This window comes from Kovacikia sp. CALU 1929 (assembly GCF_056784235.1).
On record NZ_JBXBCF010000083.1, the window covers coordinates 26,215 to 51,170 of the forward strand.

The 24,956-nt window shown below is 47.6% G+C and carries 27 protein-coding genes, 1 tRNA gene, 2 pseudogenes and 1 CRISPR repeat array; of the genes and pseudogenes, 6 read left to right on the forward strand and 24 right to left on the reverse strand.

The window, feature by feature from the left end; translation table 11 throughout:
• Positions 1 to 11 precede the first annotated feature (11 nt).
• Complete coding sequence (locus AC1S52_RS22100) at positions 12 to 800, forward strand: DUF928 domain-containing protein (RefSeq protein ID WP_482031206.1); 789 nt, start codon at positions 12 to 14, stop codon at positions 798 to 800.
• Between the two features lie 590 nt (positions 801 to 1,390).
• On the opposite strand, the pseudogene AC1S52_RS22105 reads toward AC1S52_RS22100, so the two are convergent.
• Together AC1S52_RS22105 and tnpA are read right to left on the reverse strand one after the other, a co-directional pair.
• A pseudogene (locus AC1S52_RS22105) lies at positions 1,391 to 2,251 on the reverse strand (IS1380 family transposase); the annotation flags it as partial.
• Between the two features lie 72 nt (positions 2,252 to 2,323).
• A pseudogene (tnpA, locus tag AC1S52_RS22110) lies at positions 2,324 to 2,758 on the reverse strand (IS200/IS605 family transposase).
• Positions 2,759 to 3,051: 293 nt separating this feature from the next.
• Here tnpA and cas12k point away from each other — a divergent pair.
• Together cas12k and AC1S52_RS22120 are read left to right on the forward strand one after the other, a co-directional pair.
• Positions 3,052 to 4,971, forward strand: coding sequence for a type V CRISPR-associated protein Cas12k (gene cas12k, locus AC1S52_RS22115; RefSeq protein ID WP_482031207.1), 1,920 nt, complete (start codon positions 3,052 to 3,054; stop codon positions 4,969 to 4,971).
• Positions 4,972 to 5,058: 87 nt separating this feature from the next.
• The gene (locus tag AC1S52_RS22120; RefSeq protein WP_482031208.1) at positions 5,059 to 5,214 is read left to right on the forward strand and encodes a hypothetical protein; all 156 of its coding nucleotides are present in this window, start codon (positions 5,059 to 5,061) and stop codon (positions 5,212 to 5,214) included.
• A 333-nt stretch (positions 5,215 to 5,547) separates the two neighbouring features.
• Positions 5,548 to 5,874: a CRISPR direct-repeat array (repeat unit 37 nt; unit sequence GTTGCAATCAGTCTCCCAGAGATGGGCGGACTGAAAG).
• Positions 5,875 to 6,331: 457 nt separating this feature from the next.
• On the opposite strand, the gene AC1S52_RS22125 is transcribed toward AC1S52_RS22120, so the two are convergent.
• Together AC1S52_RS22125 and AC1S52_RS22130 are read right to left on the reverse strand one after the other, a co-directional pair.
• Positions 6,332 to 6,438, reverse strand: a tRNA-Thr gene (locus tag AC1S52_RS22125).
• Positions 6,439 to 6,496: 58 nt separating this feature from the next.
• Entirely contained in the window at positions 6,497 to 6,700 is a 204-nt protein-coding gene (locus AC1S52_RS22130) for a ribbon-helix-helix domain-containing protein (RefSeq protein ID WP_482031209.1), read from the reverse strand.
• Positions 6,701 to 6,844: 144 nt separating this feature from the next.
• Between AC1S52_RS22130 and AC1S52_RS22135 the strand changes: the two genes are divergently transcribed.
• On the forward strand, positions 6,845 to 7,093 hold the full coding sequence (locus AC1S52_RS22135) for a hypothetical protein (protein WP_482031210.1): 249 nt from the start codon (positions 6,845 to 6,847) through the stop codon (positions 7,091 to 7,093).
• 101 nt (positions 7,094 to 7,194) lie between these two features.
• On the opposite strand, the gene AC1S52_RS22140 is transcribed toward AC1S52_RS22135, so the two are convergent.
• The 5 genes from AC1S52_RS22140 to AC1S52_RS22160 all read right to left on the reverse strand — a co-directional run bounded on the left by AC1S52_RS22140 (position 7,195) and on the right by AC1S52_RS22160 (position 9,597).
• Entirely contained in the window at positions 7,195 to 7,689 is a 495-nt protein-coding gene (locus AC1S52_RS22140; protein ID WP_482031211.1) for a hypothetical protein, read from the reverse strand.
• A gap of 11 nt (positions 7,690 to 7,700) precedes the next feature.
• Positions 7,701 to 8,447: a hypothetical protein gene (locus AC1S52_RS22145; protein ID WP_482031212.1), complete on the reverse strand. Its 747-nt coding sequence runs from the start codon at positions 8,445 to 8,447 to the stop codon at positions 7,701 to 7,703.
• A 167-nt stretch (positions 8,448 to 8,614) separates the two neighbouring features.
• Positions 8,615 to 8,785, reverse strand: a complete 171-nt coding sequence (locus AC1S52_RS22150; protein WP_482031213.1) for a hypothetical protein — start codon at positions 8,783 to 8,785, stop codon at positions 8,615 to 8,617.
• Positions 8,785 to 9,246, reverse strand: coding sequence for a hypothetical protein (locus AC1S52_RS22155; protein ID WP_482031214.1), 462 nt, complete (start codon positions 9,244 to 9,246; stop codon positions 8,785 to 8,787). The genes AC1S52_RS22150 and AC1S52_RS22155 overlap by 1 nt, the downstream gene beginning before the upstream one ends.
• 3 nt (positions 9,247 to 9,249) lie before the next feature.
• Positions 9,250 to 9,597 (reverse strand): STAS-like domain-containing protein, encoded by a 348-nt coding sequence (locus tag AC1S52_RS22160; RefSeq protein ID WP_482031215.1) that lies wholly within the window; start codon positions 9,595 to 9,597, stop codon positions 9,250 to 9,252.
• Positions 9,598 to 9,969: 372 nt separating this feature from the next.
• Here AC1S52_RS22160 and AC1S52_RS22165 point away from each other — a divergent pair, with 372 nt between their 5' ends.
• Positions 9,970 to 10,329, forward strand: a complete 360-nt coding sequence (locus AC1S52_RS22165) for a Panacea domain-containing protein (protein ID WP_482031216.1) — start codon at positions 9,970 to 9,972, stop codon at positions 10,327 to 10,329.
• The gene (locus AC1S52_RS22170; protein WP_482031217.1) at positions 10,313 to 10,762 is read left to right on the forward strand and encodes a hypothetical protein; all 450 of its coding nucleotides are present in this window, start codon (positions 10,313 to 10,315) and stop codon (positions 10,760 to 10,762) included. Before AC1S52_RS22165 ends, AC1S52_RS22170 begins: the two co-directional genes overlap by 17 nt.
• 6 nt (positions 10,763 to 10,768) lie before the next feature.
• On the opposite strand, the gene AC1S52_RS22175 is transcribed toward AC1S52_RS22170, so the two are convergent.
• The 15 genes from AC1S52_RS22175 to AC1S52_RS22245 all read right to left on the reverse strand — a co-directional run bounded on the left by AC1S52_RS22175 (position 10,769) and on the right by AC1S52_RS22245 (position 24,763).
• Positions 10,769 to 11,953 (reverse strand): restriction endonuclease subunit S, encoded by a 1,185-nt coding sequence (locus tag AC1S52_RS22175; protein ID WP_482031218.1) that lies wholly within the window; start codon positions 11,951 to 11,953, stop codon positions 10,769 to 10,771.
• A 161-nt stretch (positions 11,954 to 12,114) separates the two neighbouring features.
• Positions 12,115 to 12,324, reverse strand: coding sequence for a type II toxin-antitoxin system HicB family antitoxin (locus tag AC1S52_RS22180; RefSeq protein ID WP_482031219.1), 210 nt, complete (start codon positions 12,322 to 12,324; stop codon positions 12,115 to 12,117).
• Positions 12,321 to 12,521: a type II toxin-antitoxin system HicA family toxin gene (locus AC1S52_RS22185; protein ID WP_482031220.1), complete on the reverse strand. Its 201-nt coding sequence runs from the start codon at positions 12,519 to 12,521 to the stop codon at positions 12,321 to 12,323. Before AC1S52_RS22185 ends, AC1S52_RS22180 begins: the two co-directional genes overlap by 4 nt.
• 15 nt (positions 12,522 to 12,536) lie before the next feature.
• Positions 12,537 to 12,743 carry a toxin-antitoxin system, antitoxin component, Xre family protein gene (locus tag AC1S52_RS22190; RefSeq protein WP_482031221.1) on the reverse strand — a complete coding sequence of 69 codons (207 nt, stop codon included), beginning with the start codon at positions 12,741 to 12,743 and terminating at the stop codon, positions 12,537 to 12,539.
• A gap of 8 nt (positions 12,744 to 12,751) precedes the next feature.
• The gene (locus AC1S52_RS22195; RefSeq protein WP_482031222.1) at positions 12,752 to 13,306 is read right to left on the reverse strand and encodes a Uma2 family endonuclease; all 555 of its coding nucleotides are present in this window, start codon (positions 13,304 to 13,306) and stop codon (positions 12,752 to 12,754) included.
• A 3-nt stretch (positions 13,307 to 13,309) separates the two neighbouring features.
• A complete protein-coding gene (locus AC1S52_RS22200) occupies positions 13,310 to 15,016 on the reverse strand; it encodes a type I restriction-modification system subunit M (protein ID WP_482031223.1) in 1,707 nt (568 codons plus the stop codon).
• Between the two features lie 33 nt (positions 15,017 to 15,049).
• A complete protein-coding gene (locus AC1S52_RS22205) occupies positions 15,050 to 15,388 on the reverse strand; it encodes a type II toxin-antitoxin system PemK/MazF family toxin (RefSeq protein WP_482031224.1) in 339 nt (112 codons plus the stop codon).
• The gene (locus AC1S52_RS22210; protein WP_482031225.1) at positions 15,375 to 15,599 is read right to left on the reverse strand and encodes a ribbon-helix-helix domain-containing protein; all 225 of its coding nucleotides are present in this window, start codon (positions 15,597 to 15,599) and stop codon (positions 15,375 to 15,377) included. The genes AC1S52_RS22205 and AC1S52_RS22210 overlap by 14 nt, the downstream gene beginning before the upstream one ends.
• 75 nt (positions 15,600 to 15,674) lie before the next feature.
• Positions 15,675 to 18,500 carry a type I restriction endonuclease subunit R gene (locus AC1S52_RS22215; RefSeq protein WP_482031226.1) on the reverse strand — a complete coding sequence of 942 codons (2,826 nt, stop codon included), beginning with the start codon at positions 18,498 to 18,500 and terminating at the stop codon, positions 15,675 to 15,677.
• 116 nt (positions 18,501 to 18,616) lie between these two features.
• Positions 18,617 to 18,943 carry a hypothetical protein gene (locus tag AC1S52_RS22220; RefSeq protein ID WP_482031227.1) on the reverse strand — a complete coding sequence of 109 codons (327 nt, stop codon included), beginning with the start codon at positions 18,941 to 18,943 and terminating at the stop codon, positions 18,617 to 18,619.
• A gap of 64 nt (positions 18,944 to 19,007) precedes the next feature.
• Positions 19,008 to 19,961 carry a hypothetical protein gene (locus AC1S52_RS22225; RefSeq protein ID WP_482031228.1) on the reverse strand — a complete coding sequence of 318 codons (954 nt, stop codon included), beginning with the start codon at positions 19,959 to 19,961 and terminating at the stop codon, positions 19,008 to 19,010.
• A gap of 45 nt (positions 19,962 to 20,006) precedes the next feature.
• A complete protein-coding gene (locus AC1S52_RS22230; protein WP_482031229.1) occupies positions 20,007 to 20,366 on the reverse strand; it encodes a hypothetical protein in 360 nt (119 codons plus the stop codon).
• 422 nt (positions 20,367 to 20,788) lie between these two features.
• Positions 20,789 to 21,265: a hypothetical protein gene (locus AC1S52_RS22235; RefSeq protein WP_482031230.1), complete on the reverse strand. Its 477-nt coding sequence runs from the start codon at positions 21,263 to 21,265 to the stop codon at positions 20,789 to 20,791.
• Positions 21,266 to 21,440: 175 nt separating this feature from the next.
• Positions 21,441 to 24,443, reverse strand: coding sequence for a phage/plasmid primase, P4 family (locus AC1S52_RS22240; RefSeq protein WP_482031231.1), 3,003 nt, complete (start codon positions 24,441 to 24,443; stop codon positions 21,441 to 21,443).
• The gene (locus tag AC1S52_RS22245) at positions 24,443 to 24,763 is read right to left on the reverse strand and encodes a hypothetical protein (protein WP_482031232.1); all 321 of its coding nucleotides are present in this window, start codon (positions 24,761 to 24,763) and stop codon (positions 24,443 to 24,445) included. The genes AC1S52_RS22240 and AC1S52_RS22245 overlap by 1 nt, the downstream gene beginning before the upstream one ends.
• Positions 24,764 to 24,956 lie beyond the last annotated feature (193 nt).

Consider the following 24,956-nt stretch of genomic DNA (forward strand, 5'->3'; position numbering starts at 1 on the left):
AGTGCTGTTTGATGAACTCATCTCCCTTGCCCCTAGTAAAGCGAGTAGCCGGTTACGTCGTCACCCTATTGTTGACCGTATCTCTTTGGCTTGTATCCCCACCTGCCGTTCAAGCTGGCAATCCCATTGATTACGTCTTTAAGCAAATTGCACTACGGTTTAACCCGCCCAAAGGACCCTCTCCCAATCGTCGATCAGGCGGATTTGGACGCGGTGACAGTTGTCCCATTGAAGTTGATCTTCCCCTCACGGCACTGGCGATCGCTCCACCATCGAACCAGACTGAAACGAACCAAACTGGAACAAGCCGCTTAAAAACGGGGCGTACACAATATGGTGGTGAAACAACAGAGGCTTCTCCAAGGTTCTGGTTTTATGTGCCCTATACTCGTTCTACCAGTGAGGGCTATGCCCAGTTTATGGTGCTGGATGAATCCAGGCTGCCTCTATTTGAACAGCCAGTTAGACTTGATCTTGCCGATCAACCCGGCATTATCAGTGTCAATCTGCCACAACAGCAAGCTTTACAGATTAAGCACCCATATTTCTGGTATTTCTCAGTGATCTGCGACCGCGATCGCCCCTCTCGCAACCCCAGTGTAAACGGTTGGATTCAACGGGTACCTGGCACACTTAGTGTGCCGGATGGTCAGAACTACGATGTATGGTACGACCTGCTTAACGCCCTGGCGACTGCCCGTCGTCAGTCACCCCACAGGCTAGATCTCCGGATCGCTTGGGCGCAACTTATGAAAAATAACAAAGGCTTGGAAAAGCTTGCTCAGAAAGAGCTTCGTTAGCACTGTATGCCCCAGAAGCAAGACTGTTCTACTCACCACGTTCTAGGAGTCTTATAAAAATAAGTTGCGTAACTTTTCCGTTTCAGAATCGATGAAATCGCTAGGTTTGATTGAGTGATGGGCAGATGCGACGATGATTCCTGATTATGTGGTCAAGCAGGTAGAGGTTAAGTATAACCACCAGCCCTTGCAAGATCAATTGAGCTGCTTTTAATAATTCATGAAATCCTCATTGAAAGAGGGCTTTAGTCTTTTGGATAGGAGAAACTACCATCTACAAGTTAGAGGCATTCTGATAGGAATTGAGAAAAACTCTAGACAAGGATATCCAAAATGCTCTTGACCCGGATTTCTCACCAGTCTTTTTCATTGAGAAGGGGAAATAGAATTGAGTGAGGAGAATCTTGAAAATCGCTCTCTATTGCTACAATAGGTATCAAAAGTGGTTGCTGAGCCAAAAAATACCCATTGCAAAGACAATTTTGCAACTTCTGGAAAGAACACAAGCAAGACAATGTCAGGGTGCGATAGTCACCCTGAAAATTGACGAAATCAGCATTCAGTTAACGCGACGGGTCAATGACCTGAGATTACCCTGGATGCGGTAATTGCTGCAATTGTTGATAAATCCGATGGAACAATGATTGACTTGACCAAGCACTGCTGAACGCTATGACCACCCGACGACAAGTGATGCGAATTTGGGCGCCGATTTTGAGGAGTTTGAGCCGAATGGTACCGAGTTGAGCATTGGCTAATTCAGTCTGGGCTAACACCTGTTGGTGCAAGGCTTGCATCAGGATGTAGGCAAAGGAAGAAAACCACAATCGTAATTGATTGCTTTCAAAGTCATGGGTGGAGGTGCGGTCACTAAAGAGGTCGAGTTGATGCTCCTTGATGCGATTTTCCATCTCCCCTCTAGGACAGTAGTAGTCAGCATGAAGAGTGCCTGCACTGATCTCAGTGGTAGAGAAGGAGGTGACAACACAATGACGACGAGCACCGTTGGCATCGTAGGTGATTTTGCACACCACTCGACGCTCACAACTCCAGGAGTCCAGTGTGCGGTAGGTGAAGGACTGATACCAGACTTGGGGGGGCACCAGAGCATCCAGGTCAGGCTTGAGTTCTGCTGCGGTTGCCACCAGAGGACTGAGGGTTTGCTCGACCTGTTGGCGCTGGTGCTCGTAAGCGGCTTTGGCGCGTTGCTCAAGTCCCCAACTCAATCGCCCTACCCGCTCATTGCTGGGATACGCCAACACGTATTCCACCTTGGCTTGAGGCTCACACCAACTCATGAGGTCGTCTCGCCCATAGGCACTATCCCCCCGCACGATGATCACCAGCTCTGCCCACTGGCTTCTAATCTGAACGATAATCCGTTGTAATTCTTCCAGGCCCCCAGCAGCGGGGTCTACATTCGACGGACGCAGTTTGCTTGCTAGCACATGCCGTCCACAGAAACTGAACCACTATGCACTTTCAGTGCATAGGTTCCTGAAGGGCTGAAAGCCCAAGTTAACCTATTCGAGTAGGAAGTTACCGCGATCTTGATTTGACGGACTCCGATGATGCTCTAAATACTCTTCCACTAACTGCTCGGTTAGATTGCCAGTACTCCATGCGCCATACCCAATGGACAAGAAAAGCTTACCTCAATACCGTTTTTGCAACTCTGGATACTCCTGCTGCAACAGTCGTGAACTGCGCCCTTTCATCCGCTTCACCAAATCACTCACCGCTTTCGATGGCGGGTACTCGATATGCAGATGGACATGATCCTTGCTCACAGCACCTTTGAGAATCGTCACATCCTCTGCGTCGCAAACTTTGATAATTAGTTCCCGGCAGCGCTTTTGGTTCTCACCCTTGAGCACCGCATAGCGATATTTCGTCACCCAGACGATATGGACGCTCAACCGTGTGATCGTATGACCGCCCCATCGTTGTTCTACCATGATGGTTTCTGTCAAAGCTACCATCTTTGCCAAACCACCTGAAACACCGGGAACTGTGTAGCAGCTAAAGCCTCCCACTAAAGTGGGTAGTTTTGACTAGCGTGCTGGGACAATAAAGCCGTAACGCATACCAGTGTGTATGAGACGGAGTTTGAGGAGCAAGAGCCATGCCAATCAGCTTGTCACGATGACATTATTTGGAGTATGATGCCTTCGCAGGATAACAGTACATCAGAACTATTGCCAGAGTGCCTAAAACTTTTCGGCAATGGCTGTGCTAGGGGTTGCTAACCATGAGCATCATCACCATTCACTGTCGCTTGACCGCTTCTGAGCCTGTTCGTCGCCATCTCTGGCACCTCATGACTGAGAAAAACACTCCATTAATCAATGCCCTATTAAAACAGGTCAGCCAGCATCCCGATTTTGAGATGTGGCAACGCAGAGGGGAGGTTTCAGAGAGTGCTGTTAAAGGGCTTTGTAAGGCACTCAAAGAAGTTTATCCAGGGCAACCCGGACGATTTTATGCTTCTGCCACTCTTATGGTGACGTACACCTATGAATCGTGGTTATCCCTTCAACGATCGCGAAAACAACATTTGGATGGAAAACAGCGTTGGTTGGATATCGTCAAAAGTGAGGCTGAACTCGTTCAACTCTCCGGTTCTGCTCTAGAAATCATTCAGCATCGGGCACAAGAGATTTTGAATCAACTCAATACCGAGCATGAAACTCAAACGGGTTCCAACACCAACAGGCGGAATGCAAACCGGAAATCTAATTCTTTTAATGATGCGAGTCTGATAACTCGCCTGTTTATAGCCTATAACGCCACAGATGAGCTTCTCAACCGTTGTGCGATCGCCTATCTCATTAAAAACGGTGGCAAAGTTGCTGAAGTCGAAGAAGACCCAGAGAAATTTGCCCATCGTGTCCACCGCAAACAAAAAGAACTTGAAGCCCAACTTCAGGCTCGCTTGCCGAAAGGGCGTGACTTAACTGGGGAAGAGTTTTTGGAGACATTGGCGATCGCCACTCAACAGGTTCCTGAAAGTGTTGCTCAGATGCGTGATTGGCAAGCCAAACTGTTGACTCGACCTGCATCTCTGCCCTATCCCATCATCTACGGTAATTCTATAGATATAAGGTGGGGTAAGACCGCAAAGGGCAGAATTACCGCCACTTTTAATGGGGTTGATAAATATCTCAAAGCGACTGACTCTGATATCCAGAAATGGTTCAAAACCCATAAAGAATATCCATTTCGGTTGTACTGTGATCAGCGGCAACTGCCCCTCTTCCAACGATTTTTTGAAGATTGGCAAGCTTATCAATCCAATCAAGAGACTTATCCAACAGGTTTACTCACGCTCAGCTCAGCCATGTTGGCATGGAGAGAAGGCAAGGGCAAAGGTAACCCCTGGGATGTGAACCATCTTGCCCTCTATTGCTCCTTTGATACTCGCCTGATGATCGCAGAAGGCACCCTGGAAGTTCAACAGGAGAAAGCCGCGAAAGCCCTCAAAAAACTGACCTATACAAATCCTGACCCTCGGAACCAAGCAACGCTTGATCGTTTGCATAATTTACCCGATCGCCCTAATCAGAAAACCTCCCAGAGAAACCCCGAAATCCTGGTTGGGCTTAGTATTGGGTTGGCTAATCCTGTCACGGTCGCTGTTGTTAATGGCAGAACAGGAGAGGTACTAACCTATCACACACCGCGAACACTACTGGGTAATCAGTATCGGCTTTTGAATCGTCATCGCCACCAACAGCAACAGAATGCCCTGAAACGGCACAAAAGTCAAAAGCGGGGTGCTGCTCATCAGCCCTCAGAATCAGAATTGGGTCAATATGTCGATCGCCTACTGGCAAAGGCAATTATTCAACTTGCCCAACAGTATCAAGCGGGAAGTATTGTGATTCCAAGTTTGAGCCATCTGCGTGAATTACTGGCTAGCGAAATTACAGCAAGGGCTGAACAAAAATGCCCTGGTTCAGTAAAGACTCAAAATCAATACGCCAGGGAGTACCGCAAAGCGATTCATCGTTGGAGCTACAACAGACTCATCGAAGCTATCCAGGGTAAAGCCAAGCAAGTTGGCATTGCAGTTGAATCAGAGTTTCAGCCACTCCAGGGCAATTCCCAGGAACAGGCAAGAGACCTAGCGATCGCCGCTTATCACTCTCGTGCGATCGCCACAAAATAATCCTGTAGTTTTTAGTACATTCGTACCTCGACAAGTTAATATATGATTCAACAGCGCCGCAGTTTAAGCTCTATGAGCCGCTGAACTGTGAAAAATATGGGTCAGTTTGGTCGTCGTCAGACGATCGTGCTTTCCGACCCTGGTAACTGTCTGCTTGCTGACTGCCATTCTGGTGCAAATTTCATCGCGGGATTTGTGTGGGGATGGGAAGCTGCATTAGTTGAGTCTCATCTTCCAATGTAGCGTAGGTGCGCACCCAGCAGAAGTGAGTCAAGCCTTCATTTTTGAGGGTACAGGAGCATTATCTGCTCAATTTTTGCAGATCGTGTGACTGAAGTGGCAGTTATTGAATCGCCTCCGATCAAGGAGGAGTCCTCCACAACTTTTTCGCAAACCAAAGCGAGGTCAACAAACTTGGGAGGTTTGCCAAAATCCCAAATCCTGCTATTGGTAAGACTTTCACAATTGTAAGCTTGCTAAAAAGCTTCCTGAGTAACAAGTCAAATGGTAGTTCTCAAGTAGGTTTGCCAAAACTTGACTTAGATAGCTTGCGGGATAAGGGTTCTAACGCTGGGAGTTGCAATCAGTCTCCCAGAGATGGGCGGACTGAAAGGTGTCAGCTTGAATCAAGTCCGCAAACTAGCAATCGGTTGCAATCAGTCTCCCAGAGATGGGCGGACTGAAAGGCAATGGAACGAGTCAAAGTCGTCGATCATTTGAAGTTGCAATCAGTCTCCCAGAGATGGGCGGACTGAAAGAATTTGACGAACCGGAAGCACTTTCCTGGACCGGTGGTTGCAATCAGTCTCCCAGAGATGGGCGGACTGAAAGCGTAGAGGAAATCATCGCGATCGTGGAGAGTCCCGGTTGCAATCAGTCTCCCAGAGATGGGTGGGCTGAAAGATTACAGGAAACTTTCACAAATGGTTCAGGTGCGGAGTCGCTATCAGCATCCCAGAGATAAGTGGGCTGAAAGCAAGGCACGCCACCGGCGTAGATGAAATAGTAGCGTAGCTGCAATCAGCCTCCCAGATATAGGTAGTCTAAAAGCGTCAGCACATCCGAGGGGAGATTTCCACTCGAAACTATGCTCTCTACGTTTTCTGTCTTCTGGCAAGATAGTCTTTAGGAGGACTGAAAGGAGCAGCTGATTTGTAATTTGCGATTGCTGCTACCTCAGTTGCAAGTAATTAGTTACCTGTTGCTTGTTTTAGAGTGCGACACCAATCTGCGAAGGGCAAAGAATTTCAATTTAGCGACATTAACTCACGAAAACAAGCAAAAAGCAGGAAATTAGTCTAAAAACGACACTAATCTGCGAACTGCGACATTTAATGTGCGAACGTACAATCATTAAAACTGGTGACAAGACTCGAACTTGCGACCGGCTGATTACAAATCAGCTATCAGCCCTTGTAAATAGAGGGTTTCAAGCTTTATTACACTTTCTTACACCCAAATTAAACCCAAACTTATTCGCTTCATCGTGGCTTCATAAATTAGAAGGATAAAAGAGAGCGCCTTTTCACTCTTTCTTCTGGTTCTGCTGCTGTTGCTTCTGATATTCTCGATAGGCATTTGTAAGCAGAACTGCTGCCAAATTGGACAGGCTTCTTTGCTCCTTCTTAGCCCATTCCTCTAGACCCTCTTTTACTTCAGGGTCTACATAAGCTGTCACCCGCTCTAAATCTGTGGTCACGGCAGAATGCTGTTTGGTGGTTGTCAGCATTTTATAGACTCCTTTATGTAACTAGGTAACATAGAGTGTCACACCCTATTACACCATGCTACTCTAGCTCCAGTAAAACTAAACCCTGTCCCGAAGTTTTGCAGGCTCACAGGACAGGGCACCCCTTTATGGAGTTAAACCATCATGACAGAGAATACATCCACTCAGAGCGCTTTGCCGTCTGAGCAAACCTTGATCGATTTACGCGATCGCCCCTCTCCTGATATTCTGCGAGTCATTGCGATCGGCTCTCCCCAAGTTGTTCAATTTTGCGTTTCGAGGCTCTTCCAACTGGGTTATGCCAGACCTGATGAATGGTCAAGGCAGCTTCCGACTGTTAACCCTGGCGAGGTAATGCGGATATTGACTAAGCGAGTTAGCTTGTTTGAGTAGGAACTGATTTAGGGCACTCTTTGAGCCGCAAAGATTGAGAAACCTCGGTACAGCATACCGAGGTTTCTTTTTAAGAAAAGAAATTCTAAGCAGAAATTGCTTTACAGCAGTTTTTCCGCAATCAGATTTAGGAGGTTCAAAACCTGGTTGATGTCTCCTCGCAGAGATTGAAGTTCGTGCTCGATCGCCTCAAGTCGTTGAATCAGAAGATCTTGAGATCGAGATCCTGATGAACCGGAATTTGTTGGTTGCTCGTTCAACTTAGAAGCTAACGTTGCCCAACTAGATGCTTTGATGCCGAAATGAGCTTTGGCATCCTTGAGAATTTTGAACTGCTGTTGAAGTTTTTCGACCGTGTAGGGTTCTGAAGGCTGCACCTGTGCTTGTTGGTCAAGGTCTTCCTCGACCATCTCGACAACTTCATCAATTAGTCGATCATGGTTTTGGGCAATTTGGGCAGCAGCCCCCAAGATGCGGGAGGTTGCTTTGATTTGGACTTCACTCTCGTCCCTGAGTTGATTGGCGATGCCACGAATACGATCGCCTAATGTTGGCTTTCGAGAAGTTTGGATCAGTGGACTCGGTTCTTCGCTCATGTTGGGGTTTTCTATTCTGCAAGGATGTCTTTCATTGCCTGCCACATACGGGCAATCTTTTGAAGTAAATTGACTGGGTTACTGGTGGATTCTTGTTCAACCGAATCCACTAGAGATTGAATCCGGTCCATGCGGTCAGCCAAGTCTTCGAGATTAGTGATGGCTTGGTCTTTCCGAGTCAGCGAGTCACGTAATAGGACTGTCATTTCACCAATCTCTTGCTTCAGGCGATCGTTTTCCCGTTTCCGTCGTGTCTCCCATCCCTTGATTCCTGCTTTGGAGCGTCGCTCCAGCTTCAGTTGGGCTTGGGCTTCGTCGTACAGTGTCAAGTAGTGCTGTCGTTCGGCTTGAGCGGTTTCAAATTTGACCAACAATTCGCTACTACGGGCTTGTTCTTGAGTGTAGAGGGTGAGGTAGGACTGTGCTTGCGTCTGGGCTTCTTGGTAAAGAGTCAGGGTTGTCTGGTACTTATGTTGCTCTTCCTGAAATAGAGTCAGGGTTGTCTGGTATTTTTGCTGCTCCCCTTGAAACAATGCGATCGCACTTTGATGCTTCTGCTGCTCTGCCAGGTAAAGTTGATGGTTTTGCCCTGCCCGCTCTTCTACCTCTTGAACACGCTGCTGCAATTCAGTTTTTTGCGCCCGTACAGTCATGAGGGACGCTTTTAGATCATGGTAGGAGGCTGGTTCCGTTGAGCGTGATCGCGGGTTGTTTAGGTTGTTGTCTTCAGAACTATCGCGTCGATCTGCTCTTCTCATAGGTATCTCTCAACCGCAAAACTAACCCGCTCAACCCTTCAAGCCTAAGCTGCCCAAATCCGGAGTGTTGTGACCTGGATCTTGATTGCTGTGAAGTTCTCATCAATTTCTTGAAGCAGAGGGTTGGGGCTAAATTTCGCAATCGTCCTAACTTTCTCCAAGTCCTTTCACCGTGTAGCGATTAGCTTCCCTTGTGTGGCGGCTTGCTGAAGCACTAAGCCATTGTTGGTGAAGAGCTGGATGTCAGGAATGACGGCATAATCCATGTCATCAGTGATCACCTTTACTTGCCCTGCCTCTGCTCGACTGATGGCTTCGAGGATCAGAAGATCGTACATCAAGAGCCTGGGTCTTGGAAACGGGCTAGAGAGGCATTGGTAATTTCTTCGTTGACTATCAAATCAATTGGTAGAGCCAATCCCTCAACCTGCTGCCAAGCTGATTCAACCTCTGCAACGACGTTTGCCCGTTCCACTGGGTTGTTGTGTCGATATTCTTTAGCGTCTAGAGAACTTCTTGTTCGTTGATTATAGATCTCACGCTCTGTTTTCTCGATGACGTGGGAAAGCTCTGCCAGGATTAAGCCAGAGTAGACCAAAGTTGCCCCGTTCCGTCGCGCCTGCCTCAGGTAGGGGGTGTAGGCTCGAATTTTGTTAGGAGCATTGCGAGATGAAGCGATCGCGTTGGTGTAGGTCTGCCAGAGCCAAACATTGGTATCGACCAGAAAAATATCATCCTGGCGTGGGGTATCGTGGCGAATGTCGATGACTTCCGCCTGGATGGTGAGATTAATGGGCATGGTTTAGAAGCTGGCAGCGTACTGTTCTAAGACGGTATCGACTGCATTCTGATATTGAGCATCAGAATAGTAGTGCTTGGCGTTCTCAATGACGCGCTTCAAAAGGCTGTGCCCGTTGGCAGACAGGTTGGTGATCTTGAGAAGTTCGTTGAGCTTGTCGGAGGAAAGGTCTTTCAGGAGTTGCCCGATCGCGAAGTTGAAAAAGGCAGAGGCAAAGACGGTGACTCCGTTGAAGTCTAGCTCTACAGAATGACCAGCCAGAAGTGCAGAGTGAATGCAGTCATAGATTTGCTGCCCACTTTCAGAATCGGTTGCAAATTCTCCAGTGATATCCTGAACTCTATAAGTCATATTGGATTTCCTTCATCTCGAAAAGCTTGCCTCAAGTTACCCAATGTAAAGCGTTGACTAGGCTGATTTTATATAGCTAATTTAAGTACAGCCCTACATATTGATTTAAACGTGCTGCATTCAATTTCGATAGCACCAGATATGCAGTACGTAGACTACGGGCATAAAATAGTACACATAAACTAATTATAAATGCGGCAATCCTCAATTGCGTTCGGGATTAAAAGCGCCTAACCTGAATTATAGGTGTATAACTCTGGCAAGCTTTAGGGGGTGGTTGTATTGTTGACCTGTTTTGAGGTAGCAAGTTATTTTATCTCGCTGGCTAATGAAAGTGGGTCTTTCATTAGCAATCTGAAACTCCAAAAGCTTGTGTACTATGCTCAGGCATGGCACTTAGCGCTTTTTGAACAGCCGCTGTTTAATGAGGACTTTGAGGCATGGATTCATGGTCCTGTAGTTCCTGATTTGTACCATCACTACAAGAAGTTTGGTTGGCGACCAATTGATGAGGATGCTGACCCGCAACTACCCGATGAAATTCGGAATTTTCTGAGTGAGGTTGCCGAAGAGTATTTTGCTTGCGATGCCTATGAGTTAGAGCAAATGACTCATCTTGAAGATCCCTGGAATCGTGCAAGGGGCGATTTGCCACCTGACGCACCCTCTAATCAGGTCATTTTGAAGGAATGGATGAAGGAGTATTACGCGGCGCGTGTCGAAGAAGATTAGGAAGACCGATGTTCCGAAAGATAGCTCATCCGGTATTCAATCAACAAAGCTGAAGCCCCCTCAAGGCATCAGCTTTTCGTTTAAGTATTTCAATGACACCCATGAAAAGTTTTCCTGTACTGAAAGAGAAGGCAGCTATTGGATCACCTTGATTACCCGCTTGCGGGACTTGTCAGGACTTACGGCGGTAGAACTGCGGCAGGGTAATAATAAAACCTTGCGATGTCATCCCATTGATTGGAACAGTAAGGGTGTGAGTGAAGCTTGCTTTGGGATTCCCGGTGAAGAGCAGTTGGTAGACACGCCCTACCAGTTTTCTCTAACCTCTAATGAGCATGGCAGAGTGCATGGCTTTTTCATCGAGAATATTTTCTTCGTGGTGTGGTTAGATGCAGAACACCAACTTTACTCAGGCAATCCAACTGGTAATTGAACCTGCTTAAAGCTCACCCCGGAAGGCGCGGTGCAGGACGGTTTGAAATAAATGCTCTGCCTGCCGATCGCCCTCACGTTGCTGCATCCGAAGCCGTTCAAACCGTTGGACAATTTGAGCAAATTTTTCTTGAAGAGGGAGAGGTGGCAGAATCATTGGAAAACTCCCCATGATTCCCGTGTTGAGATTTGGCTGTGTTCCATCAGGTGCAAGACTTCTAAAGTGGAGAGTAAGTTGATTTAGAGTTCGCAACAGAAAAATTTGATTCAGATTTTTACTTAGTTGATCGAAAGCAAGCCAACCGTCATGGATGCATCCAGAGATCGTCAAAATCCTTGCAAAGCCTAAACTCACTCCACAATTTGCGAATATAAGCGAACCTGGCTCTAGATATACACTTTTGTTTGCACCTTGCTCAGTAACAAAATCTTTTGTGGAGGACAAATACAAACTATCTCCCTTTGCTCCATCGCCAATTTTTATCCAAGGAACCGTGCCACCTAAATAATCATCAATTGGTCGTGGAGAAGCACCACGTCTAATCCGGCATAAATCTCCTAGTTGCTCTTTATCCCAACCCATTGGATTAACCACAGGATCGCCAAACATTTCTAGGAAGACCGATCGCAGGTAACTATCGCTCAACTGTTGGGTGTAGCGGCGGGTGCGGCGGAGGCGATCGCATTTCTGGGCGATCGATGCAATTCGCTTCTGTTCCTCCGGTGGTGGTAGAGGAATTTGTAAATCTCTAAGAACTTGTAAGGATACGAATTTCTGTGTGACACCCAACGATTCTCTAGATAGCTGTTTCACTAGCAGAGATGAGTGAAGAAGATAGTAGAAATATTGATTAAAGACTTGACTATTACCAAATTTGAAAAGAGCAACGTTCTTGATAGAAAACTCGCGCTTTTTATTGACAATGACAGGATTACCTATAGTCCCAATCATTGCCATGATAATGTCACCCTTATCCACTCTTGAACGTTTCTGAATTTCTTCATGGTCCTGCTGAGAGATATAAAACACGTCACTAAAATCTATAATTCCTTGTTTGAGATTCTTAGAAGTGACTAGTGGAACACCCTGAGGAATATATTTCGGAGTGTCATGAGTTCCGTCTCTTACATCGATTACGTCCTGACAACGAACCCATTGCCAGCCTTTTGGAAGTTTTTCCTGAGTCTGCATATAAAAAATAATCTGAATAATTCTGCTAACTTATAAATTTCTACTGTTGCTGCCTCATTAACACCTCGAACCTCCTTACAAACTTAGCCAGCCAAACACCTGCTCTACCGTCAGCGATAACGGGATGCCATTGAGGATGGGAAGGGACGATCGCTCTATCATCAACAGGCTTCAACGTACTCACAAATCGAAACAGGTTCAGGAATTGATTCACCATCTTCCTGCAAACCTTCTAGATGGAATGCGATCGCTTCTTGGATCAGTGTCCTCACCTCTTCCAATGTCTCCCCTACTGCCACACATCCCGGCAAATCAGGAACATAAGCTCCGTAACTTTTAGAACCCTTTTCAATCACCACAGCATATTTCATAAGGTTTCTCCTTGATCCAGTTGAGCCTGTCGCCAAATACTCTTCAGTGTCCCGATGGGAACATCAACACTGAGCTTTCCCGAAACCGTTACCGTGCCAGCTTTCTCAGTATGCTTAAACTGCCGATGACTCCCCTTTGTTCTTGCAAGATACCAACCATCTGCCTCTAACTGCTTAATCACATCCCGTACTTTCATTCTGGCTCACAGTGATCACTCGTCGTAATCGGCATCATCGGGATTATCCCAAACTTTGTTGAATGCGGTTTCCGACAACTTTGTAGCTGCTGTCACTAGTTGTTTATCACGGGTTCGCTCCAGCAGAAAGTCTACAAAGTTCTCAACCTCTGTCACCTTATCAGGAGTCAGTTTGAGAATTTTTTCGAGTAATGCCTGTTGCTGTAGATTTGTTGACATCATTCACCTTCTTACAAACTCAGCCAGCGAAACACCTCTGCCACTGTTAGCGATAACGGAATGCCATTGAGGCTGGGAAGCGGGCGATCGCCACTCAACAACTGCACCTTCTGATCGCTAAAAACGATCAAAATGCTTTCTTCTGCTGGGTCTAGCAACCAACCGAGTTCTGTGCCGTGCTGAGAACAGTGGAGCAAATTGCCTAAAACTTTGGTTTGGCTCTGGTTGGGGGAAAGGATCTCAATCGCCCAATCGGGATGGCTGTCAAACTGATTCGCAACTCGTCCTGAAGCTTGTCGGGGAATTCTGTCCCACCGGAACACTGCCACATCGGGCACAACGGAAGCTCCGCCAAACGTACAGCGCAGTTCTGGAAAGGCATAGGCAATCTTTGGGGCTTTTGTGACCTGGTTGATGCGATCGCACAATTCACTCTGAAGCGTACTATGTTCTCCCTGAGGCATGGGCTTTTGGCTCACTTGTCCACCAATAAACTCGGATGCGGGTTTCGTTTCTGGAAGCTGCAAAAACTCCTCCAGCGTCAGGCTCTTTACGGTTGCAACCATTGCCTATCCCTCCAGTAGTTTCTCTAATTTTGCCACTTCTGCCGCCATCACATGCTCCAGCTTCAGCAAGCGTTCCGTCGTTACTCTGGGCGATTCGTAATACATCTCATCCTGCTCGATCTGGCGATAGCGACTGGCAGACAGGTCATACTTGTTCGTTTTCACATGCTCCTTCGTTACCCAAAACTGGCGATTGAGCTGGTTGATCTCCGCTTGCAACGGTGCCATCTGCTCATGCAGTACGGTCAGCTTTTGCTGGTCAGCTTCCGATGCCTGCTGCTTGGCTTCATCGCCTTCAGGCGCGATCGCTGCCTCAAACATCAGGCGGTTAATCTCCTTCTGGAGTAACAACCGTTCTGCTTTCATTGGGGCAATTTGCTGTTTCAATGCGCCTAACCGGGTGGTGCGTTTTGCGGTGAACTCTGTATCAAACCGATGCTGCCAGCACCGCAAAAGATCGGGAATGTCATTTTGCTCTGGTGTGGGCTGCCGCTTGTCATCCAGCGAAAAGCCATCGTGATCCATGTCGTAGAACCAGATGCGATCGGTCGTTCCCCCGCGAGTAAACAGCAGCACTGCCGTCGAGACTCCCGCATAGGGCTTAAACACCCCACTGGGCATCGACACCACCCCATCCAGGCGATTCTCTTCAATGAGCCGTTTGCGAATCTCAACGTGTGCCTTACTGGAGCCAAACAGCACCCCATCCGGCACAATCACCGCACAGCGTCCGCCCATATCCAGCACCCGCAGGATCAGGTGCAGAAACAGCAGTTCCGTTTTCTTGACCTTCGTAGGCAGAGACGGGTTGATGTCTGACTCATCCATCTTCCCCTTGAACGGTGGATTCATCAGCACCACATCCAGCGACTTCTCATCGTTGAACGCCTTCGAGAGCGTATCCTTGTAGAAAAAACGCGGGTGCTGAATGCCGTGCAGCATCAGGTTCATTGACCCAATCCGTAGCATCGTCATCCCAGAGTCATTGTCGTAGGCAGTCAACGCCTCCGTTTGCAGATGCTTGCTTTGCTCAGGCGAGAGGCGATCGCCCACCAGATGTTTCTGCCCCTTCTCGTCTTGGAGAATTTCCGGGCTGGTGTGCTGCTCCAGAATGTATTCATAGGCGTTTACCAGGAAGCCACAGGTGCCCGCTGCCAAATCGCCAATCCGGTCTTTGGGCTGAGGAGCTACCATCTCCACCATCATGCGAATAATATGGCGGGGTGTGCGAAACTGCCCATTCCGTCCTGCCGCACTCAGCTTACTCAGCAGGTACTCATACAGATCGCCCTGCACATCCTGGTTCTGCTCCGAGATCTTCATCTGATCGATCAGATTGCAGACCTCAATCAACGTCGCGGGCTTACTTACCTTGAACTCCGCCCCTTCCATATACTGCCGGAACGAGCTACCCGCTTCCCCCACCTCTCGCAACCAGGGAAACACCTTCTCCTTCACATGCTTCAGGGCATCCCCTGCTGGTTTATGCACCCACTCCGACCACCGCAGTTCCGTTGGAATTTGGGGCTTAAATTCCTGCTGCCGCCGCAGTGCTTGCTTTTCCCGCTTAGCCTCCGTGTCATCCAACCGCTTCAGGAAGAGAAGATAGGAGAACTGCTCGATCGAATCCATCGGGTTCGACAACCCTGATGACCACAATCGGTCCCATATTTGGTCAACTTTCGATCTCAGTTCTGAATCGGTCAGCATTCTAGACTCTCTTCATTCCATCACTTCCACACTTTAATCGAGTGCCAGATGAAGTTTTAGCGCCGCATTAACCAATGCCATTATTTCTTCACTCAAACAACCTGCCACCGTTGCTTCCAGGCGTTGGATAGAAATGGTTCGGATTTGCTGTGCCTGTACCTTTGAAGGTTTGGGTAATCCACTATCCTGCGGTTGAATCAGCACCTCAAACGGGTAAACCCGACTCACATTAGAGGTGATCGGCAAAATGGTCACGGTACTGCCAGCGCGATTGTTGGCATTATTACTCACCAGCAGAACCGGACGGCGTTTTGCTGTTTCAGATCCGACTGTGGGATTGAGGTCAGCATAGTAAATCTCACCACGTTTCATCGCCCAACCCATCCGCGATCGCATTTTCCCAGACTGGATCGACTTCCCCAGCCGCCTGTCGATACGCCGCTTCTAACTCTTGCATTCGCAGCAACTCTAATGCCCGTTCAATCACTTGAGACCGAGATCGGCATTGATGGGTTATTTTGTAGCTTTCGATGAAATGCACCAAAGGAACTGGTAGAGAAACCGATAGTTTTTCAGCCTGCATAGTCGCACCGTTGGTAATTCACCATCTTCCTACCAAGAGTAGCGTAAATGGTAGGTAAATCGCTACTTCTTGGCTCTATGCTGCCAACTGTTGAGTCAACGTCAGTAGCTCGTGAACCTGTTCCTCTGTAAACCACCTTTCTACAGCATCCTCTCCAAAACGATCGAGCGGTTCATCATACAGGTCAGCCAGTTCAATCCGACGTTTTTGTAGGAAAACAGTCTGAACTGCCCGCAGAAAACGCATCTGATCGGCATTGTAGGGTTGCTGGGCAATATGTTGCTCAAAATTCCGCTGCACCACCGTCTCATAATCCGGTAGCTCCTCCATCTCTAGCTGTTCTCGGAGAAAACCCAATAAACTGCCAGTTTTGACATTAAACGCTTTGCGGATGTTAGATACCACATCAGTTGAGACGGTTGTTGCCCGATAGGTTCCAGCCACTTCAGCCACCCTCGACGATTCGGCTGAAACCACCTCGTTGAAGAGCTTCGTGCCCAACTCCTGCCGCAGAGTCCGTTCCAGGGCAACCAGTTGCAGGTCTGTTGGGGCCTCTCCGTTACGGAGTGCCGCGATCGCAGGGTGATTCTCCACAATTTCCAGCACCTTCCGCTCCACCCGTTCCCGATACTCCTGCACATAGACCTGCTCACCTCCGTCTCCCAGCGTAATGTAGCCGCTATTGGCAATTCGGTCTTTCAGGTCAATTTCTAAGAAATCATTAGGCTTATCATGGCGGTTCCTCATTTGACCTGCCAGAGCTTCAATTACCTGATTGAGTTCGGTCGGTGTGGCGTTTCGCAATCGACCAGAGAGGCAAAATTCAAAAGCAGCCTGCTGTCTAGGATTGCTCTCAATGAGGTTAGGAGGTAGACGGCTGACATCTTCTGCGATCGACTCCAACGTGGCAGCCTTCACAGCATTGGTCAAAATCTCATACTTCAACCGCTCCACTTTGTTGGTGAACGTCGCCGCTGGCACATCCGTCCCCGCCACAAATCGGAGCAACGGACCCACCTTCGATCGCAGGAAGTTGATCTTGGTTTGGTTCAGGTAGAGCCAGAAACTATCTGTCCAGGCTTGCTTAATGTCAGCAAACACCTTCTGAACGCTGAAGGTCTCTGTGGGGATTTGGGCAATTTGCGATCGCAAATCCCCAACCACGCGCTGACGTTCTTCAGGCTGCTGATTGCTCAAATACCCTTCCAGCAGTTTCAACCGGGTATTAAAAATCTTCACCAGCACGGGTAGCTCCTGGCTCACCACCTCCTCGCTAGGGTCACGGTCAAACTGGTTTTGCCAGAAGTCGATAATCAGAAACTTGTCCTTTTTGCCGCCCGGTAGGCGATCGCGAAATTTACAGGTTTCATCATTGCGGGTTCCCCGTCCAATCATCTGCCGCAGCTTAATTTGAGACTGCACTGGCTTCATAAACACCAGATTCACGACTTCCGGCACATCTACCCCGGTATCCAGCAGATCTACCGAAATGGCAATGCGGGGCATATTCTGCTGCTTGAAGTTTTCAATCAGGTCATCCGTTCGCTCCATTTTGGACGTGATCACCTGCACCAGATTGGGATACTGAGGATACATCTCCTCAAATGCCTTCGCCAACCGTAGTGCGTGGTCTTGACTGAGGGCAAACACAATCATCTTCCCTGGCAGTAACCCAGATTGGTCTTTATAGCAGACTTCCATAAGCTCTTCCCATTGCCGCCGCAGGGTATCCCGATTGCTGACTGTTCTCTCTAACTCTGTACCCTCGTAATCAATCTTATCGGGGTCAACGCCATCCTCAATCAGTTCGTTGCGATCCTCCTCACTTAGATTTGCCCCTCGAATGCCGTCCCGCTGAAAGCGAGTGCGTGCTTGATAAACGTCATAGTCCACCAAATGACCTTCCGCCACCGCATCCTTGTAGTCATAAAGAAACGTGGGCTTGGGCGGATCGTCGAAGCAATGAAACACCTGAAACGTGTTGCGATCGATAAACCCAGCAGGTGTTGCCGTCAGTCCAATAATTCGGGCATCGAAGTATTCCACCACTTCGCGGAACAGGTTAAAGATCGATCGATGGGCTTCATCAAACACAATCAGGTCAAAGAAGCCAGGAGTGTACTGCTTGCAACAGACGGACAGGGTTTGCAGCGTTGCCACATACAGCCGCTGGGTTGTATTAGTATCAAAACTACGAATCCGATGTCGGGGTTCGTTCGGTAGAAATGTTTTGAACCCATCATCCAGAGCTTGTTTGACCAACGTATCTCGATCTGCGACAAACAATACCCGTCTTGCCTGATTTGCTCTTAGAAACAGGTCAATTAGTGCCATCGTGGTGCGAGTCTTCCCAGTGCCCGTTGCCATCACCAGCAACGCCCGACGAAACCCTTCATCAAACCGCTCACAAACTCGCCGGATCGCTTCCTGCTGATACGCTCGTCCAGCGATCGCGATGTTGACCCCAAGCGTTTGCAGCACAATCTTGTTTTGGCTCAGATAAAGCAGGTTTTCCAGATCCAAGAGCGAGAAGAAGCCTGCCACCTGACGCTTAGTTGCGCGATCGACATCCCAGAAATAGGTTTCTCTGCCATTAGTCAGAAAGGCAAATGGCTGAAAGGTTTGATGCTTGGCTATCTCTGTCACATAATGTCGCACTTGCTGTTCTGCAACTCGTGGATCGAGGCTTTGTTTCTTTGCCTCTACGACCGCAATCACTTCCCCATTTGAACGATAGAGGCAATAGTCTGTCACCCCTTTCCAAGGTTCTGCATCATACCCTTTTACAGGGATCTCGAACCTGACCTCCCCTTTAGTAGGACTCAAATCCCACCCCGCAGCCTCAAGCTTCGGGTCAATCAATTCCTTCCGAGTCCCGGCTTCATTAAGGGAGTGGCTCATTTTTTGAAGGCTTAACCGAGTTTTTATGAATTGCCAAGAGCACCTTCTATAGTTTTATTCAATTTCTTCGTTGATGTCTCTAAATTTCCGCAGAAAAATCAAAATAGACCTTTAATTCAAATTGCAGCGATCGCACCTTCAATCTTGCCAACCCGTTGGCGTAGCGCATCAATTTGCCGATCCAGTTGCTTGAGTTGCTTTCCACGAGCGATCGCCGCCTCATACTGCCCCACCTCAGCAGCCTTGATATATTTCGACTTCTTCCCATTAAACTGAGCTTTCCGGCTCCTCAACTGCCAATGAGCATTAGTGGTTTTGGCAGTCCCCCTCGGTTTAGATGCTGCAAGCCAGCAGTCAAACAACACATCCCCCTCACGGCTGATCCTGGCTCTTTCAGCTTCCAGGGCTTTCAGGTTTTCCAGCAGTTCAAGGTACTTGTCCATCGTTCTAATTCGTGTGCATTATTCACTTATTATATCCTTTTGCACACGAATTAGAACAGAGAATTCACTGACAGGCAAAGGAATCGGCTCCTGGTGCAGGGCTGAGATCAGGATTTTGACCAAACGAACCCATAGAACCCTCATTCCTCCGTTGCTGGATTTCTTCCAACCGATCCAACGCCTCATACAGTTCCCGGTTAATGTTCCGTTGATAGCGATTCACTAGATCTTGTTGGTGCATCCCCTGACTGGCAATTCTGGCTTGGGTGATGCTCGTTTGAATTGCCTTATTTTCTGCTAAAAGCTGCTTAATTTCCTGAATTCGTTCCCTCGCAAGCTTCTGGAGTTTTCTAAACCGGGTAACAACTTCCTTTGCGGTTGGCAGTGGCTCAGGGTTTGCTTCGTCCTCCCGCTCATACGTCCAGGGGTCAAGCCATGTATCAAAGCTATCTTGAGCTTGATGAACGGCTGCTGAGCGATTACGCGAAAAATAAGCGCCTCCAGAGGAATCCCTCACTCCATCGAGCCAGTCTTGTAAATCAGGGTTCGTCTTCAGTAACGCTACATCCTCATTAAACAGTCGAATCAACCGCTCTAAAACCGCCTGTTCTTCCGTTAGCGACTGCTGAAGGGGAATCCGTTGATCGAGAAAATCTGGCTCACTGGCAAACTTGGATGGAATCACAACATCAGGAAACTTACAGGACTGCTGAGCTTTCAAAATTTCAATATTGGCGATCGCTGCCTCGACTGACCAGAGCCGATGCTGTTTGAGCATTCCCATCGCAACCTGTTGAATCAGAAAATGCTCAACTGGGTTTTCTGGTTGATAGTAGTCAATCAAACCCTGAACCAAGCCCTCGAAAGTTGCCAGGTCTTCAGTTACTAAAAGGGGAGTCTGTTGAGCCAGTAACCCATGCTTGGTTGCATTACGAGCGGCGATCGCCTTTCCCCGTTGAGTGATGGCTCCTCTCGATTTTGACCCATTCATCCGGCATACTTCAGGATTAGCAACCATTTCTCACTTTGAGCCAAATACCTCTCAACAATAGCCTATTCAACCCTAAACAGAATCCTCCAGAACTAACACGGATAGCAGATTATTTCCAAGTGGGATACCATCAAAAATAACAGTTACTTCTTTGCCGTATAGTAGAGCTGATCTTGCCTGCTCAAATGCCCACTGAGGCCAGTTTGAGATGAAGGTAGAATTTCCCCTGGTAAAGCTAACACTGTTGCTACCTGAAGAATTACGCCCAACAGAACTAATCCTGCCAGTCTCAAACCCTAAATTGAGTTCTGCTACAATCTCTGAGAGCTTTTGTAGGCTCCCTCCCTCAGCAGTATTCTCGATAACGATCTGAGCAAGTTCTTTCTCAAGTGTCAGTTTTGTTTCAGCTAATAAAGCAGATTGTTTTTTCATTGTTATATCCTTTCTCGATGGATTATATAAGGTCTTTTTGAAAGCAAATAGGCAATAGATAAAAGCATTGAGAGCTTAGCTTACGCCATTGGTGAGTTAACTGGTTCAGTGTTTGTTAAACAACAGCTAATGTCTACTTTGCAACACTCAACCAGAGTTTGACGGTACCCTTGAAGGTACTTCTTCAATAGTCAATATTCAAGAAAAACTGGCTCTAACTGTCTGCTCGACTACTCTGAGTTGGTGACAGGTGAATAGTTCGTTTTTGAGTTGTCCTTAAAATTTTGAAAAATTATTCAAAGTAATGGTCTAGCGTTTCCCGCTGCACTCTCCCTAGCTGAGTCAGGATTCGACGTACCTGGCGCATCTCAGCAGAGTGCCAGCCTGTCTTTACTGCATCCTGGCTACTGGTTGCCCTGCCCTCACTCGTTACCGGACCTGTTGACAACTCCCACGGTTTCCAAATTTGAATCAGTTCTCGCTGCCGTTGTTTCGCTTCGGGTGTCCATCGCGGCATCGGGTGAAGCCTCCATTGTTTGAGGGATAGGTGAGGGTTGGGAGGTTGTATCTATTACTTGATTGGTTGCTGAGGGCTGGGACTGTTCAACCTTAAGCTGATTCAGTTGCTTATCCACATAGTTCTTGATGAACTGGGTAGGTTTCTTCGGGTTCTTCAGTTCTGCCAGCGCCACTAGGGTTTTACGGCATTGCTCTTGTGCCCTCAAGCATAACGAAGCATAGCGATCGCACACCTCTGGATCAGCAATCATAAACGCCGCAAACCCGACCATGCGATTAAACAAAGCTTGCAAAACCTCAGCCTGACTCAGCAGAATTCGTTCAGCCTCCTGCAAGTCCCCTTTCTTGAGACTGACGGCGTTATCCGTCAGGGTGGGCATTAGAGCCAGTGCCTTCTCAACCGAATAGTCTTTTTGGGTGTAAAGAATTCATCCAATCGTCTGTGCCGCTGCCCATTCTGGAGAGTCTACCGAGAGTTTATGACCATCCATGAATTGAGGTTCTTCCGGTTTAGAGACTTTCTGTTTCTTTGTGCGTGCCATACGCTTGATTGGGTTAATTGGATTGACGGTTGCTAATTGATCGGATGTGGTTGATTTTCCAAATCCGCACTTCCGATCCTCTATCAATCTTGACTTTCCAAGCCGTTATTCGCTTGGTTGGATCAGGATGATTGTTCGGCAAACTGATGATCGTTGCAGGTTCCCAACAAGTATCATGGAACACTTCAACGCGATCGCCTTCCTGTAGATCATCCCTAGAAAAAGAGCTTTTTGGCGTGGTGACAGGTTCCTCACTCGTCATGACTGATGAGCGGTGACGGGTGTAATCGTCGCTAGACAAAGGAGTGACGGATGTGACGGATAAATCACTCCTTTTTTCTATACTGCTTTGATTGCATTGATGAGCGTTCTGATCGAAGGGTATTCTACTCTCCTGCTGTTCAGGTTCATTCCTGTATATAAGAAGTGAAGATGACCCGTCACACTCGTCACAGTCCCTATCTAGCAAAGGTTCTGACCCGTCACTACTATCCGTCACTGACTCGTCACTTTTTGATGAGCCGTCACTAGCTGTGTAGAGGACTTCCAGGGCAAAGGGAATATGGGAATCGGTATTCATACGGAGTCGCAAACCCTCAATAACTTTCCCCCGGTTTCTGTGCCGTTTCTCAATTCCCCACTTCAAAATGTTGTTGCAAAGATCGAGCAGGGAAGGAGAAAACTCACGAATTCCTTTTGGTCGGCTACCTGTGCGATCGCAGTACTGCCAATAAGAACCAAACAGTGTAGATTCATCATCTTTATCATCTCCTACCTGCTCTGATGCCTTCGGTTCACGAATGACACAAGCATTTAGCCATACAGCAATGCTGTCGGTTCTCATCCGATATTCCCAGGTTTGCTCCGCCACTTCTAAAGACTCATCGCCAGCTAGTAGCAATGTAGAGGTTACTTCTGAGTCAGGAATAGACAAAACATAATTTGTGAGAGCAGCTAATTCTGGCTGGAATTCCTCATCTAGATTCCTGCGTTTGTCTGGTGAAACAGATCGACTAAACGGAACAACTAAAGCCCTTCTTGCCATTCCAGAACTAGAATCTCCAGTGAAGATTGGAAAGTTAGAGGACATCATGACCATGCCTTCATAAATGAACTGGAAAGCTTGCTTATTCTTGATTTCTGCTCGTATCCAGTCATTACCAATCAGTGATTTGAACTTCCCAAGGTTCCCATTAAATTTGTCTTCATCCCAAAAGATGAGCAACCGCTTCTTGTAAACATTGGCTGACTCAAAGCGGTTGGTAGTCCAGTCCTGAAGCGTAGAGGAATGAGTATTTTCAGATCCAATTATTTCCGTCACAAGCCTCATAAAAGTTCCTTTACCGCTCCCTCCAGGTCCGGTTAAATGTAAGAACCGTTGCAAGTCATAACGCCCTTTCAGGCAAGCATTCAGCCAACTTAGTAGAATTTTCTTAATTTTGATATTGTTTCCGGTTGCCTCATCCATCCAAGCTGAAATTCCGCTCCAATCCTTAGCCGTTGGATCATGCGCTCTCGGAAATGACCATGTAAACCGATAACCAGGAGAATGATTCAGCAACCTCCCTGTTGAAATTTCCAGAACACCATTCTGAAACGGCAGCAAACCCGCTTGTTCTTCCCATTGATTCGCTAGAAGTTGACCTTTCAGCAACCCCATCACCGATTTAACAGTGGTCAAGCTGTATCCTTTTCCATTCATAGGATGTGAATCTAGTTCGCTCTGAATCAACCGCTGTATTGCTTCATCAGTATGGGCAGTCCATACACCGGATGCTTCTGAGCCATAGCAATACCAGGATTGATTCTCAGCATTAAACAGCCAATGGGAGCGGTATTTTTTAGCAAACTCGCTTACTAGAATCGAAGCTCTCGGTAGGTCTGGAGGGCTTGAACCATCGCCTTGAGAATATTTCTGAGTTTTGTCCTTCTTTCTTTTTGGCAGAGCAGGCATTGTTACACCCGCCTGCTTTGCCAATTCAGCCACAATGTCTATAAAATCCTGTCCATGCGGAGAACCGTTACCATCTCGTAACCGATGCCGATAGTTGATAGGGTTCCTTTTTTTGTTGTTTGTGCAGGTAGGGCACGCCCAGGTATAGGTTTTGCCATCTGCTGTAGGCTCCACCCAAAACGCCGTATGAGTTTGACTTTCATGGAATGGACAGTTACCTTTCAGCTTGCTTTCTGGTTGGGGCTTGAAGTCATGCCCTTGCCAGTTGTAAATCTGCTCTGCTGAAAGTTTTGGATAAACCTCATTTTGTAAGAACTCATTCAGGTCATTTCTTCCCTGTTGAGATTTCGGCTCCAGTTGAGCGGTTTGATCGCCATTAGACGTTGCATTTCGGCTAGGAATAATTGCTCTCATTGCTGCGTAGGTGTGGCGCTTTCCAGAATTAGAAATGATGGTGCTTTGCTGTCCTGTCTCCATGTGAAAACAACCTGCAAGCCTCATGACTCTGGATGGATTTTTCAAGCTACGATCGCCATCTGAGAACTCAAGTAAGTCAGTTTGCAAGACCTCCCACTGTTGAGGATCTACAAACTCACTAAGTACCCAGTAAGAATGAATTGACTTGCCACCTGTATCAACCTGAAACGTCGGTTCTGGTAGCCCTAGCAATTTCCAAAGCTCTCGCTGCTGCTCTTTGTCGATGTCATCATGCTCATAGAAGAGGGCACGACATCGAATAATGTCAGCATTGCAGTGCCCTCCATCATTCACTACGAAGTAACACCCCATTCCCTGAGATTGCAGCTTCTCCATAAGCTTCCAAGGGAGGCGTGGGAACTTCCCATTTAACTTGCGACCTGCACCCTTACCTTTAGGCTGGAAAAAGCGAAGATAGACCAGTTCACCTTCCTCGTATCCCAAGGCTTTTAGATGAGTGAGCGCTTGCTCTTCATCAATTTGAGATTGGCGAGTCTTAGTGTTAGAATAATTAGAGATGAAATTGTTAGTGAGAGAGCGATCGCGAGAGTTCACCCCGCGATCGCTTTTGATTGTTTGCTCCATTACACTGCCCTCCGACCCCGTTTCTTGGGTTGATTTGCAGGGAGCGATGCTAGAAACACTTCGATAGCTTTCTGGTGAGCATGGGGGTTATCACGTTGCATTCCCCAGTCTGCCAGTAAGGTCGGGTTGTATCGAACAACGCGAGAGTTCCAAACAAAGTAGTGGACCCCTTTGATAAGGGGCGAATCTTTCTGAAGTCTGTACCGCTTCAATGTCTCGGTACTAACTCCTAAGATGGCAGCCGCTTCATGCTTGCCTACTAGCCTGATACCAGGTAGATACTGGGAGGAAGATAGTGGAGTGTCAGAAGATGCAGACAACTTTGAGCCTGCAATGTCGTCAAAATTTGAGAAAGCCATATAATAACGGACACGTTATCTCCCTCGTACCTGTGGGAGTAGCGGGGTCTACCAGTGGTGGTAAGTTTCTCAGGCTTTTTTCCCACTGGCAGGCATTTGCTTGACACGAACCCTTTGCAGATTTTCTAGCGCCAACTAGTTTTGCAAGGGGTTC

Coding starts and splice junctions, on each gene's coding strand:
- AC1S52_RS22100 (WP_482031206.1), top strand. CDS start 12: ATGAACTCATCTCCCTTGCCCCTAGTAAAGCGAGTAGCCGGTTACGTC.
- cas12k (WP_482031207.1), top strand. CDS start 3,052: ATGAGCATCATCACCATTCACTGTCGCTTGACCGCTTCTGAGCCTGTT.
- AC1S52_RS22130 (WP_482031209.1), bottom strand. CDS start 6,700: ATGCTGACAACCACCAAACAGCATTCTGCCGTGACCACAGATTTAGAG.
- AC1S52_RS22135 (WP_482031210.1), top strand. CDS start 6,845: ATGACAGAGAATACATCCACTCAGAGCGCTTTGCCGTCTGAGCAAACC.
- AC1S52_RS22140 (WP_482031211.1), bottom strand. CDS start 7,689: ATGAGCGAAGAACCGAGTCCACTGATCCAAACTTCTCGAAAGCCAACA.
- AC1S52_RS22145 (WP_482031212.1), bottom strand. CDS start 8,447: ATGAGAAGAGCAGATCGACGCGATAGTTCTGAAGACAACAACCTAAAC.
- AC1S52_RS22150 (WP_482031213.1), bottom strand. CDS start 8,785: ATGTACGATCTTCTGATCCTCGAAGCCATCAGTCGAGCAGAGGCAGGG.
- AC1S52_RS22155 (WP_482031214.1), bottom strand. CDS start 9,246: ATGCCCATTAATCTCACCATCCAGGCGGAAGTCATCGACATTCGCCAC.
- AC1S52_RS22160 (WP_482031215.1), bottom strand. CDS start 9,597: ATGACTTATAGAGTTCAGGATATCACTGGAGAATTTGCAACCGATTCT.
- AC1S52_RS22175 (WP_482031218.1), bottom strand. CDS start 11,953: ATGCAGACTCAGGAAAAACTTCCAAAAGGCTGGCAATGGGTTCGTTGT.
- AC1S52_RS22180 (WP_482031219.1), bottom strand. CDS start 12,324: ATGAAATATGCTGTGGTGATTGAAAAGGGTTCTAAAAGTTACGGAGCT.
- AC1S52_RS22185 (WP_482031220.1), bottom strand. CDS start 12,521: ATGAAAGTACGGGATGTGATTAAGCAGTTAGAGGCAGATGGTTGGTAT.
- AC1S52_RS22190 (WP_482031221.1), bottom strand. CDS start 12,743: ATGATGTCAACAAATCTACAGCAACAGGCATTACTCGAAAAAATTCTC.
- AC1S52_RS22195 (WP_482031222.1), bottom strand. CDS start 13,306: ATGGTTGCAACCGTAAAGAGCCTGACGCTGGAGGAGTTTTTGCAGCTT.
- AC1S52_RS22200 (WP_482031223.1), bottom strand. CDS start 15,016: ATGCTGACCGATTCAGAACTGAGATCGAAAGTTGACCAAATATGGGAC.
- AC1S52_RS22205 (WP_482031224.1), bottom strand. CDS start 15,388: ATGAAACGTGGTGAGATTTACTATGCTGACCTCAATCCCACAGTCGGA.
- AC1S52_RS22210 (WP_482031225.1), bottom strand. CDS start 15,599: ATGCAGGCTGAAAAACTATCGGTTTCTCTACCAGTTCCTTTGGTGCAT.
- AC1S52_RS22215 (WP_482031226.1), bottom strand. CDS start 18,500: ATGAGCCACTCCCTTAATGAAGCCGGGACTCGGAAGGAATTGATTGAC.
- AC1S52_RS22220 (WP_482031227.1), bottom strand. CDS start 18,943: ATGGACAAGTACCTTGAACTGCTGGAAAACCTGAAAGCCCTGGAAGCT.
- AC1S52_RS22225 (WP_482031228.1), bottom strand. CDS start 19,961: ATGGTTGCTAATCCTGAAGTATGCCGGATGAATGGGTCAAAATCGAGA.
- AC1S52_RS22230 (WP_482031229.1), bottom strand. CDS start 20,366: ATGAAAAAACAATCTGCTTTATTAGCTGAAACAAAACTGACACTTGAG.
- AC1S52_RS22235 (WP_482031230.1), bottom strand. CDS start 21,265: ATGCCCACCCTGACGGATAACGCCGTCAGTCTCAAGAAAGGGGACTTG.
- AC1S52_RS22240 (WP_482031231.1), bottom strand. CDS start 24,443: ATGGAGCAAACAATCAAAAGCGATCGCGGGGTGAACTCTCGCGATCGC.